Source organism: Clostridioides sp. ZZV14-6153, assembly GCF_020657855.1.
Lineage (GTDB): Bacteria > Bacillota > Clostridia > Peptostreptococcales > Peptostreptococcaceae > Clostridioides.
In genome coordinates this window covers 271,190-289,547 of the sequence record NZ_JAGWCZ010000001.1, presented here as the reverse complement: position 1 = coordinate 289,547, position 18,358 = coordinate 271,190, and the positions used below count along the sequence as shown (strand labels likewise).

At 28.3% G+C, this 18,358-nt stretch carries 13 protein-coding genes; 2 read left to right on the top strand and 11 right to left on the bottom strand.

Annotated features, from left to right (window positions below):
- Positions 1-93: 93 nt before the first annotated feature.
- Positions 94-1,005 carry a tyrosine-type recombinase/integrase gene (locus KGF46_RS01345; RefSeq protein ID WP_227827477.1) on the bottom strand — a complete coding sequence of 304 codons (912 nt, stop codon included), beginning with the start codon at positions 1,003-1,005 and terminating at the stop codon, positions 94-96.
- A gap of 255 nt (positions 1,006-1,260) precedes the next feature.
- Between KGF46_RS01345 and KGF46_RS01340 the strand changes: the two genes are divergently transcribed.
- On the top strand, positions 1,261-2,085 hold the full coding sequence (locus tag KGF46_RS01340; protein ID WP_227827213.1) for an undecaprenyl-diphosphate phosphatase: 825 nt from the start codon (positions 1,261-1,263) through the stop codon (positions 2,083-2,085).
- 39 nt (positions 2,086-2,124) lie between these two features.
- The gene (gene lepB / locus KGF46_RS01335) at positions 2,125-2,655 is read left to right on the top strand and encodes a signal peptidase I (protein ID WP_227827212.1); all 531 of its coding nucleotides are present in this window, start codon (positions 2,125-2,127) and stop codon (positions 2,653-2,655) included.
- Positions 2,656-2,732: 77 nt separating this feature from the next.
- Here the strand turns inward: lepB and KGF46_RS01330 are convergent, their stop codons facing one another.
- The 10 genes from KGF46_RS01330 to dapG all read right to left on the bottom strand — a co-directional run bounded on the left by KGF46_RS01330 (position 2,733) and on the right by dapG (position 18,352).
- Positions 2,733-4,520 (bottom strand): UvrD-helicase domain-containing protein, encoded by a 1,788-nt coding sequence (locus KGF46_RS01330; RefSeq protein WP_227827211.1) that lies wholly within the window; start codon positions 4,518-4,520, stop codon positions 2,733-2,735.
- A gap of 381 nt (positions 4,521-4,901) precedes the next feature.
- On the bottom strand, positions 4,902-7,241 hold the full coding sequence (locus KGF46_RS01325; RefSeq protein WP_227827210.1) for a diguanylate cyclase: 2,340 nt from the start codon (positions 7,239-7,241) through the stop codon (positions 4,902-4,904).
- A 536-nt stretch (positions 7,242-7,777) separates the two neighbouring features.
- On the bottom strand, positions 7,778-9,319 hold the full coding sequence (rny, locus tag KGF46_RS01320) for a ribonuclease Y (RefSeq protein WP_227827476.1): 1,542 nt from the start codon (positions 9,317-9,319) through the stop codon (positions 7,778-7,780).
- Positions 9,320-9,494: 175 nt separating this feature from the next.
- Entirely contained in the window at positions 9,495-10,541 is a 1,047-nt protein-coding gene (recA, locus tag KGF46_RS01315) for a recombinase RecA (RefSeq protein ID WP_227827209.1), read from the bottom strand.
- 289 nt (positions 10,542-10,830) lie between these two features.
- Positions 10,831-11,373 carry a CDP-diacylglycerol--glycerol-3-phosphate 3-phosphatidyltransferase gene (gene pgsA / locus KGF46_RS01310; RefSeq protein WP_227827208.1) on the bottom strand — a complete coding sequence of 181 codons (543 nt, stop codon included), beginning with the start codon at positions 11,371-11,373 and terminating at the stop codon, positions 10,831-10,833.
- Positions 11,360-12,694 (bottom strand): 30S ribosomal protein S12 methylthiotransferase RimO, encoded by a 1,335-nt coding sequence (rimO, locus tag KGF46_RS01305; protein ID WP_227854579.1) that lies wholly within the window; start codon positions 12,692-12,694, stop codon positions 11,360-11,362. The genes pgsA and rimO overlap by 14 nt, the downstream gene beginning before the upstream one ends.
- Positions 12,688-13,746 carry a tRNA 2-selenouridine(34) synthase MnmH gene (gene mnmH, locus KGF46_RS01300; RefSeq protein ID WP_227839909.1) on the bottom strand — a complete coding sequence of 353 codons (1,059 nt, stop codon included), beginning with the start codon at positions 13,744-13,746 and terminating at the stop codon, positions 12,688-12,690. Before mnmH ends, rimO begins: the two co-directional genes overlap by 7 nt.
- A 2-nt stretch (positions 13,747-13,748) precedes the next feature.
- On the bottom strand, positions 13,749-16,160 hold the full coding sequence (locus KGF46_RS01295) for an FtsK/SpoIIIE family DNA translocase (RefSeq protein ID WP_227827205.1): 2,412 nt from the start codon (positions 16,158-16,160) through the stop codon (positions 13,749-13,751).
- Positions 16,161-16,282: 122 nt separating this feature from the next.
- Positions 16,283-17,017: an ATP-dependent Clp protease proteolytic subunit gene (locus KGF46_RS01290; protein ID WP_227854580.1), complete on the bottom strand. Its 735-nt coding sequence runs from the start codon at positions 17,015-17,017 to the stop codon at positions 16,283-16,285.
- 111 nt (positions 17,018-17,128) lie between these two features.
- Positions 17,129-18,352, bottom strand: a complete 1,224-nt coding sequence (gene dapG / locus KGF46_RS01285; RefSeq protein ID WP_227827203.1) for an aspartate kinase — start codon at positions 18,350-18,352, stop codon at positions 17,129-17,131.
- Between the last annotated feature and the right edge of the window lie 6 nt (positions 18,353-18,358).

The following is an 18,358-nucleotide window of genomic DNA, read 5'->3' as shown; positions in this document are numbered from 1 at the left end:
ATATTAGTACATAAATAATTATATATAATTTTACGAACTATAACAAGACTTTTTTATTTTTTGTTCATATTTATATAGAGTATTTTTTACGTGCTAATACTTTTTATTTATATCTAGATTATCTTTCTCAATTAAATAATCCACAATCTCGCTATCAACAAAATTCAATACATATTTATATCTAATTGCATAGTATTTATCACTCCAGCCAAGTTGATTTTTTACGTCACTCTCATCCGCCCCAAGTCTTAAACTTATTGCTGCAAATGAATGTCTAAAGTCTCTTGCTGAATATTGAGAAAGCCCTGCTAAATCTAATGCTTTTTTTACTATCAATCTGACATTTCTATCTGTTATAGAATTGCTTTTTTGAGTTGTAAAAATAAAATCATCATTAGGTATTATTACTTCTGGAAGTCCAGAATAATTTCTGTAGTCTTCTAAAAGCCTAAAAAAGTATGGATGTAACTTTACTACTCTCTCTTTTCTTCCCTTTCCTAGTCTAACATACGAGTTATCGTTTTCATCTACCATAAGGTCTTTCCACTTTAAGCTAACTAATTCATTTAATAAACACCCAGTAGTAACTAGACAGACTATTATCACTCTATCTCTTATATTCAGTTTTGGTAAAATACCTATAAGCTTATTTATTTCCTGTATGCTTAAAACATCATCCTTTGTCTTTATTCTAGTTACTGTTGGTTTTTCTACATGCCTAAATGGATTTATATCTATATATCCTTCTTTTTTTAAAAAGTTATAAAAACTATGTAAATAACTATATATCTTTTCACAAGTTGATTTTGCATATTTGGTTTGTATATAGTCCACAAAATTTTTACAATCTTCTTTTGTTACATAAATTAATTCTTTTCCTTTTAGAAACTCTTTAAATAACATAACCTTTGATAAATAATCGTGTTTTGTACTTGGGTTTAATTTTGTAGAAAAAACATTAAAAGTTTCATACTCATAATCATCCAATATTTTCGTAATATACATAATAACTCCTTTCCTTTTCATAAAATAAAATAGTTATACTTTTACTATACCATATATTTCCCCTTCATATATACCCCTTATTCAATAGACAAGTTTCAAGTTTATTTTTTTAAATTATGAAGGTTTTATGAAAATATCAATCTTCCATTGTGCACTACACAGTACTGTGGTATTATAAGTTAGTAAAAGGTGGCATATTTTATTAATATTTGAGTAAAATATGCTACTATAAATTTGTATTGGAGGTATTTAAATTTGGAAACATTTAGTTTGCTTGAAGTTTTTAAAGCAGTCATTTTGGGAATAGTTCAAGGAATTACAGAATGGCTACCAGTAAGTAGTACAGGGCATATGATATTAGTTGATGAATTTATAAAATTGAATTTTTCATCTACATTTATAAATACATTTTTAGTTGTAATTCAATTTGGTTCAATATTAGCTGTACTTGTTATATTTTTTAGGAAGTTAAATCCTTTTGATAGTGCAAAGAATACTAAACAAAAAAAAGAAACAGTTCGCTTATGGCTTAAGGTTATAATTGCAGTTATACCATCTGGAGTTATTGGTATACTGTTTGAGGATGATATAGACAGATTATTCTTCAATTCAACAGTAGTTGCAATTGCTCTTATTGTATATGGTATAATAATGATAGGACTTGAAAGTAGAAATAAAAGACCAAAATATAAAGATTTTTCTCAAGTTACATATAAACTAGCTCTTTGTATAGGTTTATTCCAATGTCTAGCTCTTATTCCAGGTACATCTAGATCTGGTTCAACTATAATTGGTGCAGTATTACTTGGTACTTCTAGATATGTAGCAGCAGAATTTTCATTCTTCTTAGCTATTCCTACAATGCTTGGAGCTAGTGCATTAAAACTTTTAAAAGCTGGATTTGGATTTACTGGATTTGAATGGCTTATTTTGGGTGTTGGCTCTGTAGTAGCTTTTATAGTTTCAATCGTAGTTATTAAGTTTTTTATGGATTATATCAAAAAACACGATTTCAAAGTCTTTGGTTATTATAGAATAATTTTGGGTATAGTTGTTCTTGGTTATTTCTTTTTATTCTAAAGTATTTTAATTTAATGACAAATGATAAGGAGAAAAATTATGAGTGTTAAAAAGGAAATATTTGATTGGATTAAGTCAATAGCCATGGCTATTGTACTTGCATTTGTAATATTACAATTTATAAGACCTTCTATTGTTAGTGGAGAATCAATGTATCCTACTTTAGACGATAAAGACTATTTAATTTTAAATAGAATATCATATAAAGTTGGTAAACCTGAAAAAGGTGATATTGTAGTTTTTAAAACTGATTTAGTTGATGGAGATACTGGAAAGAAAAAAGATTTAATAAAGAGAGTTATAGCTACTGAAGGTGATAGTATAAAAATATCCAATTCTAAAGTATATGTAAATGGCAAATTAATAACTGAACCATATATACATAATAATTATACTTCTGGAGATGTAGACACAGTCGTTCCAAAAGGAAAGTTATTTGCAATGGGTGATAATAGAGAAAATAGTAATGATAGTAGATTCCCAGATGTAGGTATGGTTGATGAAGATGAAATTATTGGTAAGGTCATGGTAAGATTATTACCTTTTGATAATATTGGAAAAGTAAGTTAAAAAAATAAGAGACTGAATTGGTAATATTTATTCTACACAATTCAGTCTCTTTTAATTTTTTGAATTCAAAATACGTTTTATTCCCTATCCTCTTTTGATTCTGTAATAATTCTTATTATATCACTTGCATCTTCATTAAAGGTTGTTACTATACTTAGATAGTCAGTGGCCCTACTCATAGCCAAATAAACCTTATTTAAATCACCTACAAAGTCATTTACTTGATAATCTTGCTCTGTATCATTTATTGTTTGATTATATAACATTTCTAACTCACATATTATTATCGCTTTATATTCTAAATTCTTTATTGTATATATATTTGCTATTGTCGTTCCTACCTTCTTACTTATGTTTGTTAAGTTATCTTCTGCACATATATAAGGAATTTGTGCTTCTTCTAATGCCTTTTTTAACATGTATTGAAAATAAATAGTTTTTCCACTTTTTAATTTCTTCTTATTATAAGGATATACAATAGCAACTTCAGAATAATCAAGACCTTTTTGGCTTATCAAATATTCGATTTCCCATATTACAGAACTTATTTGGTCATCTAAATCACTTACTTTTATTATATCAACCGACTTATTACCACCTCTAAGTGCTTTTGTATTAAAAAAAGTATTAAACTTTGTATTAGGTCTTAATTCATTAATATAAGCATTAGAATTATTTGAAAAATTATTTGTAAAATCAACAATTTCTTTAGCTTGCCTATAATTTTTATTTAATATGATTTTATCATCAAACTCTATATTACTATATAGTTTCCTAAATATATTTAATCTATTAAAGATATTTAAAGAGTTACAAGAATACACATTAAATATGAATTTTGTTTTATATAAAAACTCTCTTATAAAATCTATTTCATAATCTAAAAAACTTTCTGCTTCATCAATAAAAATAGCCTTAAACATGTTTTTATTCTTTATAATGTTTTGTGCTTGCTTTACAAGATTATTAAATGTTTTTTCATAATCATTTTTTAACATATTGTAGTCAATGATTAGATTATATTTTTTAGCTAATTTAAATATAAAAGAGCTAAATGTATGAACTTCTAAATTGTTGTTATCTTTATATAATAATTCAATTCTTTCTCGAAGTTCATTACATAGTTGTTTTGTATGTGTAAATATTAGTAATTTATGATGTGGATATACTTTTGCCAGTTTTATAGCTCTAGAAAGCATATTTGCCGTTTTCCCTATACCAGAACCGCCTTCAATAAGTGTATTTCCATATTTAATAGAAATAGCATCTTTAATTTGAATTTCTTCCATCATAGTTGCTGTATATTTATAGTCATCATTGTAGAAGGAAATTTTTTTAAATTTTTCGTTTAGGTGAAGTGTGTCATTTATTATATAGTATTCTGAACATATATCTAATAAAAATAAATTTAAATTTATTTCATCATTTTTTTCCTTAAGATATTCATCCAGTGAAGCACTAGCCATTATATCTTGAAGCTTATTTTTATCTATTATATTATTATTCACAAATTCTTCAAACTCATAAGCTTCGTCTACTTCAACATATGGCATAATATAAACATAATTATAGCTTATATTTCTATTCTTTTGTCCCATTTTTAGTTTCAAAAGCTCATATTCCTCATGCATAACTTCAAGTAACTCTTCTTCCAAAATAAAATATATATCTTCTGTTGTATCCATAAATTTTATAAATAAAATTTTTCCATCTTTTACATACAACAAGTCAGTATTTATTCCTTTAAAAGGAGTAACTTTTGGCACTACTTTAACGTCCTCATTGATATTTTCGTAAAATACTTTCTCGAATTCTTTCAATTTCAGGGCGTCTAACTGAGAGTTTATATTTATGTATTGGCTCACTTACATTACCTCCTTCTGTTATAATTAATTATACCATTTTAAACTATATTTTTATATATACTTTTTATAGGCAAATTTAGCAAACAAATTCAAAATAAGTACAAATAAATACAAAACTATTAAAGAAAATTTGCAATAACTATAGATATTTATTGTTATAAAATATTTTATGTAGATAATAAATTGATAAATTTCATAATTAATGTTTAAAATAATAAGTAAAATCTTTAAAATGGCGAATCTTCTCGTCTAGAAACATAAAAACTTAGTATTAAAAAATTTAAAAACCTGCTAATAAAATAGATTGATTTTTAGCAGGTTTTATTTATAATCTTCGTATATTGATGCTATTATATTAAATTTTATATTTTACTGTAACATTTAATTTTTATTTTCTGATATGATACTAAGACTTGATATATCTGTATAAATCGCATAAAAAACAGGATAACGATTTTGATATAACTCGTTTACAAATGTACCTTGCATTCTTACAGGAAAAATATGACCATCTGTATGACACAAACGGAAAACCACTTCAAAAGTCTCTCTCTTAGAAATTGCTTCTCGTAATGTATTAAGTACTATTTGTAAGTCATCTTGTAATACTGGTGAAAGAACATCAAAGTTTGCAGATGAAACAACGTGTGCAGAATATCCAGTGAATTCAAGCATTTTTTGATTAAAATAAAGTAATTTCAAATTTTCCATACAAGCAAATTTGACAATACCATCAGTAGCCATTTCCAATAATACTTTTATATCTCTAGGATTTATGTGAAATGACATACTATCCATAGAATCATCCGAAAATACATGATAAGAATTTTTCCCATGGCTTTTTGCATAATAAAGTGCTTGGTCTGCTTTTTCATATAACTCAGAATATACGCAACCATGTTCAGGATACATTGCTACACCAATACTACATGTAATAGAAAACTCCGCTTGCTCAGCAAATTTCTTCTGATTAATTTTAGAACATAAACGCTCTAATTTATCTATAAGTACATAGTTATTGCTATTAAAATTTTTTATCAATACTACAAACTCATCTCCACCAATACGTCCTACAATATCATCCTCTCGAAATTGAGATTTCAATTCTAATGCAAATTCATTTATAATAAAATCTCCAAATGCATGACCATATTTATCATTTACATTTTTAAAATCATCAATATCAAATATTAGAAAAACATGTTCTGAATCTTGATTGTTCTTGTTTTCTAGAAATGAACTAATAAATTCCTCTGTTACCCCCTTATTGTAAAGGCCAGTAAGAGAATCAAGTTGTGAGCGTTCAAGTAGTAATAATTCTCTATTTTTTTCCTCATCTATATTTTTACGATAAGATATCATACGAACAGATTCATCTGATGTCCAAAAGAAAATTCGTGCATTAATTCTAATCCAGTGATAATTTTCCCCATCTTTCTTAATTAAAAAATCATAGCTTATATTATTAATTCCGCTATTATAACACTTAAGAACATTTTCTGGTAAGAACGTCTCTAAATAACCCTGTGCATACTCTCCTTTGATTTGTTCTTTAGCAATTGTATATAGTGCTTCATCATAGGGTGTATTAAGCCCTAAGCCAAACTCATGAAAATATCTATTTGAATCTTCACAACCAGCTCTATTATTAGTAACATCAATCTCAAAAATATTTTCATAAAGTTCTTCAGTAGATTGACTTAACAACTTTTGATATTCTAATTTCTGAGAAACACTAAGCTTCATTATTTGACTTTTATACTTCTTAAGTACACGTGTAATTGTAAAAAGTACAAATATTATAATCAAAATTATAACTGCAATTCCTTTTAAAAATTGTATCTGAAGTTGCTTACTCATTACAGTCAAATCAGTCTCTAAAACAAGATGCCATTTTAAACTAGGTATATACTGACATACAACATAACTTTTTGATTTTTCAGATGAATGCCAAAAACTCCTCTGCTCTTTTTTATTATTTAATATTAACTCCTTTGAATCAGATAAATCACTACTAGAATTTTCAAAGAAATTTATATGCTCATAACCAGTTTTTTCTGATGTTAATTGTACAAATCCCTTATCATCAATTAAATGTGCTACAACATCAAATTTATCATCATATTCTTTAAGCAACATTTGTAATGAATTAACCTTTAATCCAACTCCTATAATTCCCATAGTTGATCCATCATCATCTTTTATCTTACAATTTACAAATACTGTAATACTATTATTGCTTGCTTCATCATTATCAACATTTAATGAATATTCATCATTACTCTTTAAGAAATTATAATACCATTGATTCTCTGAATTATTAACACTAAGATTTCTATCAAGCCCATTAAAATGATAATAGTTATTTGTTTTAGCAGATACTAGAAAAATAGAATCATATGAGTATTTATTCTTGTATGCATTCAAGTAATCTTGTAATTTATAAGTAAATTCCTCATCATTTATATGTTCTTTCTCACCATCTAAAAAGTTTTTTAATAAACTATCATTTGCCATGGTAAGAGATACATTTATAGGTTCTGAAAGGAGTTTATCTATCTGATAATAGATACCTTCAGCAGCCAATGTGGATACATGCTCAATATCATTTTTAAAAATATTAGTATTAGATTGGTATCCAATTACAGAAGTAGCTACAAAACCAAGAGTAATAATAGTGCAAACAATAACATTTGTATGTAAAAGTGTATTTTTTTTCATAGTATGTCCCCTCTTTAACCCTCACTTTGGCTTCATTGTATTTTCACCTTCTTTAAATATAATTATTTCAAGTAGTAAACTCTTTAAAACTTTAAATTTTTATATTCATCTGTTACTTTTTATAAAACAACAGAAATATACAAATACATCATATAAAGAACATCATCAAAATTAAAAGTCTAAAAAGATTTATATTTTTTTCAAATATATTATTTATCGTTCACAATAACGTTGATTAAAAGTTTTTTGATATGACATTCCTGTAGTCAATTCTGCCTAACTATAATTTGTCATATAATAGATTATTTTATCACTTCATTATATCAAACAAACTTAAATAATTATACAAACAATGTGTATATAAGGATTAATTTTATTAATTCTTTATAATTAATTAATCTTTATCCCCTTTATACTTATTTCAAATTGTATCATTTTAAGCCCTAAAAATTAAAAAACCACAGGATAAATCATTCTATCCTGTGGCAAATTTAAATTTTTAAAAATATTTTTGTTATCATTTAGATATTTATATTTTATTTTGCATATTCTATAGCTCTTGTTTCTCTTATTATACTTACTTTTATTTGTCCAGGATATTCAAGCTCATCCTCTATTTTCTTAGTCATATCTCTCGCTAATAAGTGTATTTCTTCATCATTTATGGCTTCTGGTTTTACCATTATTCTAATCTCTCTACCAGCTTGTATAGCAAATGATTTTTCTACACCTTCGTATGAATTAGCTATTTCTTCTAATTTTTCAAGTCTCTTAATATAAGCTTCTAAAGTCTCTCTTCTAGCACCAGGTCTAGCAGCTGATATCGCATCTGCTGCTGTAACTAATACAGCTTCTACGGTCTGAGGCTCATAATCTCCATGATGTGTACTCATAGCATGTATAACTTCTTTAGATTCCTTATAACGTCTAAGTAAATCCATACCTATTTCAACATGTGTACCTTCCATTTCATGGTCTACAGCCTTACCTATATCATGTAATAAACCAGCTCTCTTAGCTAATCTAATGTCTGCACCTATCTCAGCAGCCATTATACCAGCTATATGAGCAACTTCTATAGAATGTTTAAGAACATTTTGTCCATAACTAGTTCTATAATTAAGTCTACCTAATAATCTTATTAATTCTGGATGAATTCCATGTACACTAGTTTCAAATGCAGCTTGTTCACCATATTCTTTTATAATATTGTCAACTTCTTTTCTCGCTTTTTCAACCATTTCTTCAATTCTAGCTGGATGTATTCTTCCATCTGCTATTAATTTCTCTAGAGCAATTCTTGCAATTTCTCTTCTTATTGGATCAAATCCTGATAAAATTACTGCTTCTGGAGTGTCATCTATTATAAGGTCTATCCCTGTTAAAGTTTCTAGAGTCCTTATATTTCTACCTTCTCTACCTATTATTCTACCCTTCATTTCATCATTAGGTAAGCTTACTACTGTAACAGTAGTTTCAGCTACGTGATCTGCTGCACATTTTTGAATTGCATATCCTATAATTTCTCTTGATTTCTTATCAGCTTCTTCTTTAGCTTGACCTTCTATCTCTTTTATCATTATAGACATTTCACGTCTTACATCTCTCTCAGCATTTGTTAAAATAATTTCTTTAGCCTTATCAGATGTAATTCCTGATATGCTTTCTAATTTTTCCAATTGTTGAGTTTTTATTACTTCGACTTCTTCTTCTTTCTTTTCAACTGTCTTTAATTTTTCACTTAGATTTACTTCTTTAGATTCTAAATTTTGTAATTTTCTATCTAAGACTTCTTCTTTTTGTACTACTCTTTTTTCATACTTTTGTACTTCTGTTCTTCTTTCTTTGTTTTCTCTTTCAGCTTCTGTTCTCCACTTATGGATCTCTTCTTTAGCTTCTAATAACTTTTCTTTCTGTACTGTTTCTGAGTCGTGGTGTGCTTTATCTATTATTTCTTTGGCCAAGTTTTCAGCTTGTCCAAGTTTTGCTTCAGATATATTTTTTCTAACAAAATATCCAGCTATAATACCAACAGCTGCACCTATTACAATCATTACTACACTATCTATGACATCCACCTCCTTCGTTAATAATCCCAAAATGTCATCACTATGATTAAAAAATATTCCTAATAATTAAAATTAAATTTAGATATTTTATCCTCACTTAATTTTATAATTTTTTCAACATTGTGTCAAGCTAATAGGGAGCGTGGTATGTCCTTATTTAATAGTTATTTTTTTATATTTTCACTTATTTTTCAACAACGTCTTCTGATACCAAAGTACCGGCTTCTTCACTAACCTCATTTAAATTGTAAAATGTTCTAACTTTTTCATCTATTTCATTAGTTAAATCCATATTATCCTCTAGGAATTTTTTTACATTTTCCCTTCCTTGTCCAAGTTTAGTATCATTGTAACTATACCATGAACCTGATTTTTTAACTATATCTATGTCAGCAGCTATATCTAAAAGATCTCCAATTTTTGATATACCTTCTCCATACATTATATCAAATTCAGATTGTTTAAATGGTGGTGCTACTTTGTTTTTAACAACCTTAACTCTTGTTCTGCTTCCTATAACCTTGTCACCTTGTTTTATTGTGTCTATTTTTCTAACATCCAATCTAACTGATGAGTAGAACTTTAATGCACGTCCTCCAGTAGTCGTTTCTGGATTTCCAAACATTATTCCTACTTTCTCTCTTAATTGGTTTATAAATATAGCAACACAATTTGATTTTTTAATCGAACCAGTTAATTTTCTAAGTGCTTGAGACATAAGTCTAGCTTGTAAACCTACATGAGAATCACCCATATCTCCGTCTATTTCTGCTTTTGGAACCAATGCTGCAACTGAATCTATTACTATTATATCAATTGCACCACTTCTTATTAATGCCTCTGCTATTTCTAAGGCTTGTTCTCCTGTATCTGGTTGAGATATGATTAGATTATCAACATCCACACCTAATGCTTTTGCATATACTGGGTCAAGTGCATGTTCAGCATCTATAAATGCAGCTATTCCTCCATTTTTTTGAGCTGATGCTACACAACTAAGTGCAACAGTCGTCTTACCAGAAGATTCTGGACCATATATTTCAACTATTCTCCCTCTAGGTAGACCTCCTATACCAATAGCTATATCTAAACCGATTGCTCCTGTTGATATAACATCTATAGACATAGACGTTGCTTCTCCCAATTTCATTACTGAACCTTTACCAAAATCTTTTTCAATTTTACCTAAAGCTTCATTCAACGCTTTTAATTTTTCTTGATCTACACTCATCTCTATACCATCCCTTCATTTATCTACAAACATTTGTTCTCTTGTTATATATTAATTATATAACATAAATCAAACCTAGTCAATTTAAAAACGCTCCTAATGATTATATTTTTATTTGCTACATTTTATTTATAAACCATTATCAATAATTATATACACAAAAGAAAATATTACCGAAAAAGAAAAGAGGTATACTATAATAGTATACCCTTTTTTACATTTTTAAAGTTTTAAGTTGCTATTTTTTATTTATTAATCAATCAATTTATGTTTTTTAAATGATAATATTCTATTTTGAAGACATGAAAAGTTCTTTATTTTTATATAGGTATTCCCATCCAGAATATAAAGTAAGCAGTGTTGCTATAAGTATAAGAATTCCACCTATATTTAGTATTAATTCATTTTCAAACTGAGCTCCTAACAATAAAATCACTACTGATACCATTTGAGTTATAGTTTTAAGTTTTCCACTGCCACCAGCTGCTATTACTTTTCCATCAGCAGCTGCTATAGCCCTCAATATACTAACTGTAAGTTCTCTAGCTACTATTATAATTACCATCCAACTACTTACTAGACCATCTTCTATCATACATGTAAGTGCTGAGATTACTAATAATTTGTCTGCTAATGGGTCCATAAACTTCCCAAAATCAGTGACTAAGTTATACTTTCTAGCTATTTTTCCATCTAGTGCATCAGTAATTGAAGCTACTATAAAAATAATACAAGCTAATAAAAACTTGTTTGGTACATTAAATAACATTATTAAAACAAATACTGGAATTAAAAATATTCTAAACAAAGTTAATTTGTTAGGCAAGTTCATATACAACATCTCCCATTAAATCGTATTCCATTGCATCATTTATTTGAACACTTACGAATTCTCCTACTTCAAGATTATCTACACTTTTTACATATACTATACTATCAATTTCTTCTGCATCGCCCTGTGTTCTTCCTGTATATACATTATCTTCTATTTGCTCTTCTATTAGTACTTCATATGTTTTTCCTATTTTTTTATCATTAAGTTCTTCAGATATTTTTTGTTGAATCATCATTAAAGTATCTCTTCTTTGTATTTTTACTTCTTCATCTATATGATTTGGTAATTTATCTGCTGGTGTATCTTCTTCTCTTGAATATGCAAATGCACCTAACCTATCAAATTTAACTTCTTTGACAAAATTTACAAGCTGTTTAAAATCTTCTTCTGTTTCACCAGGAAAACCTACTATTATTGTAGTTCTAAGTATAGCATCTGGTATATTCTTTCTTATAAGTTTAATTTTATTTAATATATCCTCTTTACTAGTTTTTCTATTCATTAACTTTAAAATACTGTTACTTGCATGTTGTATTGGCATATCAAAATAGCTACATATATTATCATGTTCTTTTATAACTTTAATCAATTCTTCTGTTATTGATTCTGGATATGAGTACATGACTCTTATCCATTTAAGCCCATTTATCTTTGCAAGTTCTTCTAAAAGTTCTGGTAATCTCTCTTTACCATATAAATCAAAACCATACTTTGTAGTATCTTGAGCTATAACTACAAGTTCTTTTACTCCAGATTCAGCCAATTTATTTGCTTCTTTAATTATATCTTCAAATCTTCTACTTCTATATTTACCTCTAAGCTTAGGTATTATACAATAAGTACAATTATTGGAACATCCTTCTCCAATTTTTAAGTATGCCATATAGCTAGGCGTAGATAGATATCTTGGTAAGTCCTCATTAAATACAAACTCTATATCATCAAGACTTACAATTTGATGTTTCTCACTCAAATCTTTAAGTATATCATCTATATTTTGGTAGCTTCCTGTACCAACTATTGCATCTATTTCTGGAATTTCAGTTTTTAATTCCTCAGAGTATCTTTGAGCTAAACATCCTGTTACTATCAACAGCTTTAGATTCCCAGTCTGTTTTAATTCTGCAAATTCTATTATAGTATCAATTGATTCTTGCTTAGCTGACTCTATAAACCCACAAGTATTTACTATAATTACATCAGCTTCTGCAAAATCTCCTATCAATTTATAACCTTTTTTATTTAAAATTCCCATCATTATTTCTGCATCCACCAAATTTTTTGAGCATCCTAATGATTCTAATGCTATCTTTAACATTTTTTCTCTCCTTCCAATATGCTCTCATATAAGCCTATAACATATTCTAGGGCTTTTTGTGTGTCATCAAAATTTACAATTTTATTGTACTTATATTTTTCCACTGAATGCATATAAAGTGGGTCGTAATATTCTATAAGATATTTTTTTACAAGTTCTTCATATTTGCCTAATTCTAATAAATCAATATATTCATCTACTGCTTTATGACCCAATCTTTTTCTGAATTTATTTATACACTCTTTTAAAACCAATATATTATCTTCATCTTTACCATAAATATAATCTCTACAAAGTCTATTGACTCTATTATCAATATCACATTCCAGTAGTATATGATACCCATCTCGTATCATTGCATCGAAGATTTCATTAGGAACTGTGACACTTCCAACTCGCTTACTTTCACTTTCAACAAATATATAATCCTTTTTTGAGAAAAATATACTTTCAAATAATTTAGTTTCAAAGTTCTTTTGAGATGGTGGCTTCTCATCAAATGTTATAAAACCAAAAGTTGAACCACTATTTTTAGCTATTCCTTCTAAATCTAATACATCTATTTCTTTTTTCTTCAATAAATGCAATAAATCAGTCTTTCCTGAGCCAGTTAATCCATGCACAGATATAAAGTTCTTTGTATTCATTATATTTCTTAAGTAATCCAATACAAAGTTTCTATAAGCCTTATATCCACCTTCAAGTTGATAAACATTTACACCTAATGATGACAATACATTTACTATACTTCCACTTCTCATTCCGCCTCTTGCACAATATATGACAATATTATCATAATTTGCTGTAAGCTCTGCTGCTTGTAAATATATATCCTTTAGCTTATACGATACATAATCAAATCCCTTTTGTATTGCTTCATGCTTTCCCTGCATCTTATAAATAGTTCCAACTTCATTATGCTCATTGTTTTTAAAAAGGGGCATATTAAAAGCATTTAATATATGGTCTTCTTCATATTCCCCTTCTGTTCTTACATCTACAAAAACTACTTTTTCTAGCTTAAGTGCCTTTTCTATTTCTATAACCGACAATTCTATTCACCTTCTAAATTCTGCAAATCTTGTTTGCTTATTAGTACCTTTCTTGGCTTACTTCCCTCGCTAGCTCCAATTATACCTCTTTCTTCCATAGAGTCAATAAGTCTAGCTGCTCTATTAAATCCTATTTTAAATCTTCTTTGCAACATAGAAGCAGATGCTTGACCACTTTCTACAACAAATTCTATTGCCTCACTTAAAAATTCATCCTCATCGCTAGATTTTGATGTATTAACTTTAGATATAGTTTCAATTATATCTTCCTCATACTTTATTCCATCCTTAACCTGGTCTTTTACAAAATCAATTACTCTTTCTGACTCACTTTCTGATATAAATGCACCTTGAAGTCTAACTGGTTTTGCCGCTCCAAGTGGATAAAATAGCATATCACCTTTACCTAAAAGTTTCTCTGCCCCACCCATATCAAGTATTGTTCTTGAATCAGTTTGAGATGACACTGCAAATGCTATTCTAGACGGTATATTAGCTTTTATAACACCTGTTATGACATCAACGGATGGTCTTTGTGTAGCTACAATCAGGTGCATTCCAGCAGCTCTGGCCATCTGAGCTAATCTACAAATATAATCCTCTACATCATTTGCGCTTGCCATCATTAAATCTGCTAACTCATCTATTATTATTACTATTTTAGGTAATTTTTCCTCTGATTTTTCATTATAACTTGTTACATCTTTTACTTGAGCATCTGCAAATAGTTTATATCTTCTATTCATCTCTGTCACTGCCCAGTTTAAGGCATTAGCAGCTTTTTTAGGGTCTGTAACTACAGGTATCAGAAGATGTGGTATTCCATTATAATTTGCAAGTTCAACCACTTTTGGGTCTATTAAAAGTAATTTTACTTCATCAGGGTTTGCCTTATATAATATACTACTTATCAAAGTGTTTACACAGACACTCTTTCCTGAACCTGTAGAACCAGCTATAAGTAAATGTGGCATCTTACCTATATCTCCAATTATAATTTTGCCTGCTACATCTTTCCCAAGCCCCATTGCAAGAGGAGAATCAAAATTATTAAACTCTTCACTTTCTAGAACTTCTCTTACTCCAACCATTTGAGCTTCCTCATTTGGAACTTCTATTCCAATTGCACTTTTCCCAGGAATTGGCGCTTCAATTCTTATACTTTTAGCTGCTAAACTTAAAGCTATATCATCAGTTAAGTTTACAATTTTACTTACTTTAACCCCTGGACTTGGCTGTATCTCATATCTTGTTATAGTTGGACCAACTGTAACTTGATTAATCTTTGCTTCTACTCCAAAATCTGAAAGTGTCTTTTCTAAAAGAGAGGCATTTTTTAAAACCTTCTTTTTGCCATTTTCATCAGATTTTTTATTTACTTTATTTAAAAGTTCAACACTAGGTTTTTTATAATTTGAATAGTCTTCATTATTTGACTCTGATACAATGCTTATTGGTTGAGTTTTTTCTACATCTAAATTAGATTTGCTTATATCAACTTTCTTTTCTGGTTTAGTCTCCACAACTGAATTTTCATTTGTAGCTTTCTGTAACTCTTTTAAAACATCTAGTTCTGGCATACTTTGAGTTCCTTCTAATATTTCTAAATATTCATCTTCTGCCTTGTTAAAACCAACTATTTTAATAGTCTTATCGTCTACACCATCACCATTTTCTTCTTCTAAATATTCATCTTCTTCATCTTCATTGTCACGGCCTTTTGACATTAACCCTTTAAAAAATCCAGGCTTCTTATTTACAGTAGTATCGTCCACTTCATCAGTTATCATATCTATTGCAGATTTTTTCATATTTGAAATTTTATCTTTAAAAGTTAAATTACTGTCTTTTGATGCTTTAGATTTTGACTTTGCATTTGATACCAAATCTTTTATAGAAATATTAAATATAAACATTATAGAAAGTATAAGAGCAAATATACTTATTAGCCATCCACCTGCTATACCAAATATTTTACTCATATAATACGCAATGGTTGTTGCTATTAAGCCACTACCTTGTCCACTTACACCCAATTTCATAACATCATCAAACATATTACCTTTTAGTGGGCTATCTACAGGAAGAGTTCCTGCATTTAACAATCCATAAAATACAAAAATAAATAAAATAATTATGTAGTATAATTTAGTCTTTCTCAATCTATATATATATTCATTTCCATCAAAAAACCCTAGAAGTCCTGTTATAATTACTATAAATGGTATTGCTATGGAAAGTCCTCCAAATAATCCTTTAAAGAGATTTTGCATTATCACAGGTATCCATCCCATAGAATTAGAATTTAAACTATATAATAAAAATACACCTATAAATATTGTTATCAAATTATGATATTCTGCATTAAAGCTTAAGGTATTTACCTTCTTTTTTTTCTTCTTTTTCGTGGCCATTAATATCACTCCTTATTTTTAGCAAGTTTTACCCCTTCATAGCAAAAAGTGCTAATGCCTTAACACTAACACTCCTACTTTATTACATCATTATATCATAAATTTTATTATTTAAACAAATTTTAATCATTATTTTTTTCTTCCTCTGATTCTTTTATAAGCTCTTTTAATTTTTTAATAGCATCTTTTAATCCACCAACTTCATCTATAATCCCGTAATCTACAGCTTCTTTTCCTATTAAAACACTACCAACATCACTTATAAGCTCATCTTTCTCATGCATAAGTTTATCAAGTATATCTCTTTCGATATTAGATGTTCTTATGATAAATTGAATTATTCTCTCTTGCATCTTTTTAAAATACTCGAAAGTTTCATTTATACCTATTACAAGTCCAGTTGTTCTTACAGGATGTATAATCATTGTTGCAGTTGGAGCTATAAATGAGTAATCACCTGCAGTAGCAAGAGGAACACCTATACTATGACTTCCCCCTAATACAAGAGTAACTACTTTTTTGGATGTACTATTTAAAAGTTCTGCAATAGCTAGACCTGCCTCAATATCTCCTCCAACAGTATTTAAAACAACTAGTACTCCTTTAACATCATTACTTTCCTCAATTGAATAAAGCATTGGAATTATATGTTCATACTTTGTAGCTTTTTTCTGAGGATTTCCTATAAAATGACCTTCAATTTCTCCAATTATAGTTATACATTGGGTATCTTTAGGAGGCTGAGGAGGCATCTCACTAGTGCCAAATTGTTTTATACATTCTCTTTCCTCACAGCTAGAATCTCTTCTACAATTATCTTTATCAAATGTTTCATTATCATCTTTATAATCTTTCATAAAAAAACTCCTATCAAAATATATTTAACTTAGTTTTGCCAAATAAATCAAATATATTAAGATATACGAAAAATTATTAAATTTTGAATAAAAGTAATTGCATTACGATTCTTATTTTACATAAAATTGTTGGTGTATTGCATGTACTGCTGTATGCATATCTTCTTCACTAACTAAACAAGATATAGTCATATTTGAATCTGATGTTTGTAAAAGAGATACTCCTGCTTTTGATAAACCTCTAACTACTTTTGACATGATACCAGACATTTCATCAGCTATTCTTGAACATATCAATGTTACTTTAGCACAATCTCTATTTACTTCATAATCTAATTCAAATTTATCTAGTATTTCTTTTAATTCTTTTATATCAGCATCTTCAATAACAAAGGCTTTTTCTGATATAAAGAAATTTATCATATCTATATTTATAAGTTTCTTTTCTATTTCATTTAATACTTCTGTAAACACTTCTTCTGCTGATTTAATCTTAACTTGAGCAACACTATCTTTATTTGCAACAGCAACTTTAAGGTCTTTTTCTTGTTCATATTCTATATTTTGTTCTAAATGCTTACATAAAGAACCTATTTTTGTACCTTCAAAAGTTGGATTCATTGTATTTTTTATTGCTAGAGTTATATTTCCACTTTTAGCTAACTGTACTGCTCTTGGATGTATTACCTTAGCTCCTTTATCTGCCATTTGAAATACTTCTTCATAATCTATAAAACTCAATACTTTAGCATTTGGTTCTACTCTAGGGTCTGCAGTCATTATACCATCTACATCAGTGTAAATTTCAACTGTCTCACATTCCAAAGATTTACCAATAGCAACTGCTGATGTATCACTTCCACCTCTTCCAAGAGTAGTTACTTCACCATCATCTGTTACACCTTGAAATCCAGCTATAACAACAACTTTGCCATCATCTAATGCTCTTTTTACCTTTTTAGGGTTTATATATTTTATTTTAGCATTAGAATACTCATCACTTGTAATTATACCTGCTTGTTGACCAGTAAAGAAAACAGATTCTATACCTTTTGCATTTAATAAATTAGCAAGAATTGTCCCTGATATTATTTCACCACAAGACATTATTAAATCAAGTTCTCTTTTATTTGGTTCATCATTTACTGAATTACACAGATTTATAAGTGTATCTGTTGCATATGGAGCGCCCTTTCTACCCATTGCTGAAACTACTAATACTAATTGTAACTCTTCATCATTATCTCTGTATGCTTTTACTATCTTACATACTTCATTCATTTTTTCATATGATTCTACTGATGTCCCACCAAACTTTTGCACTAAAATACTCATTTTTTC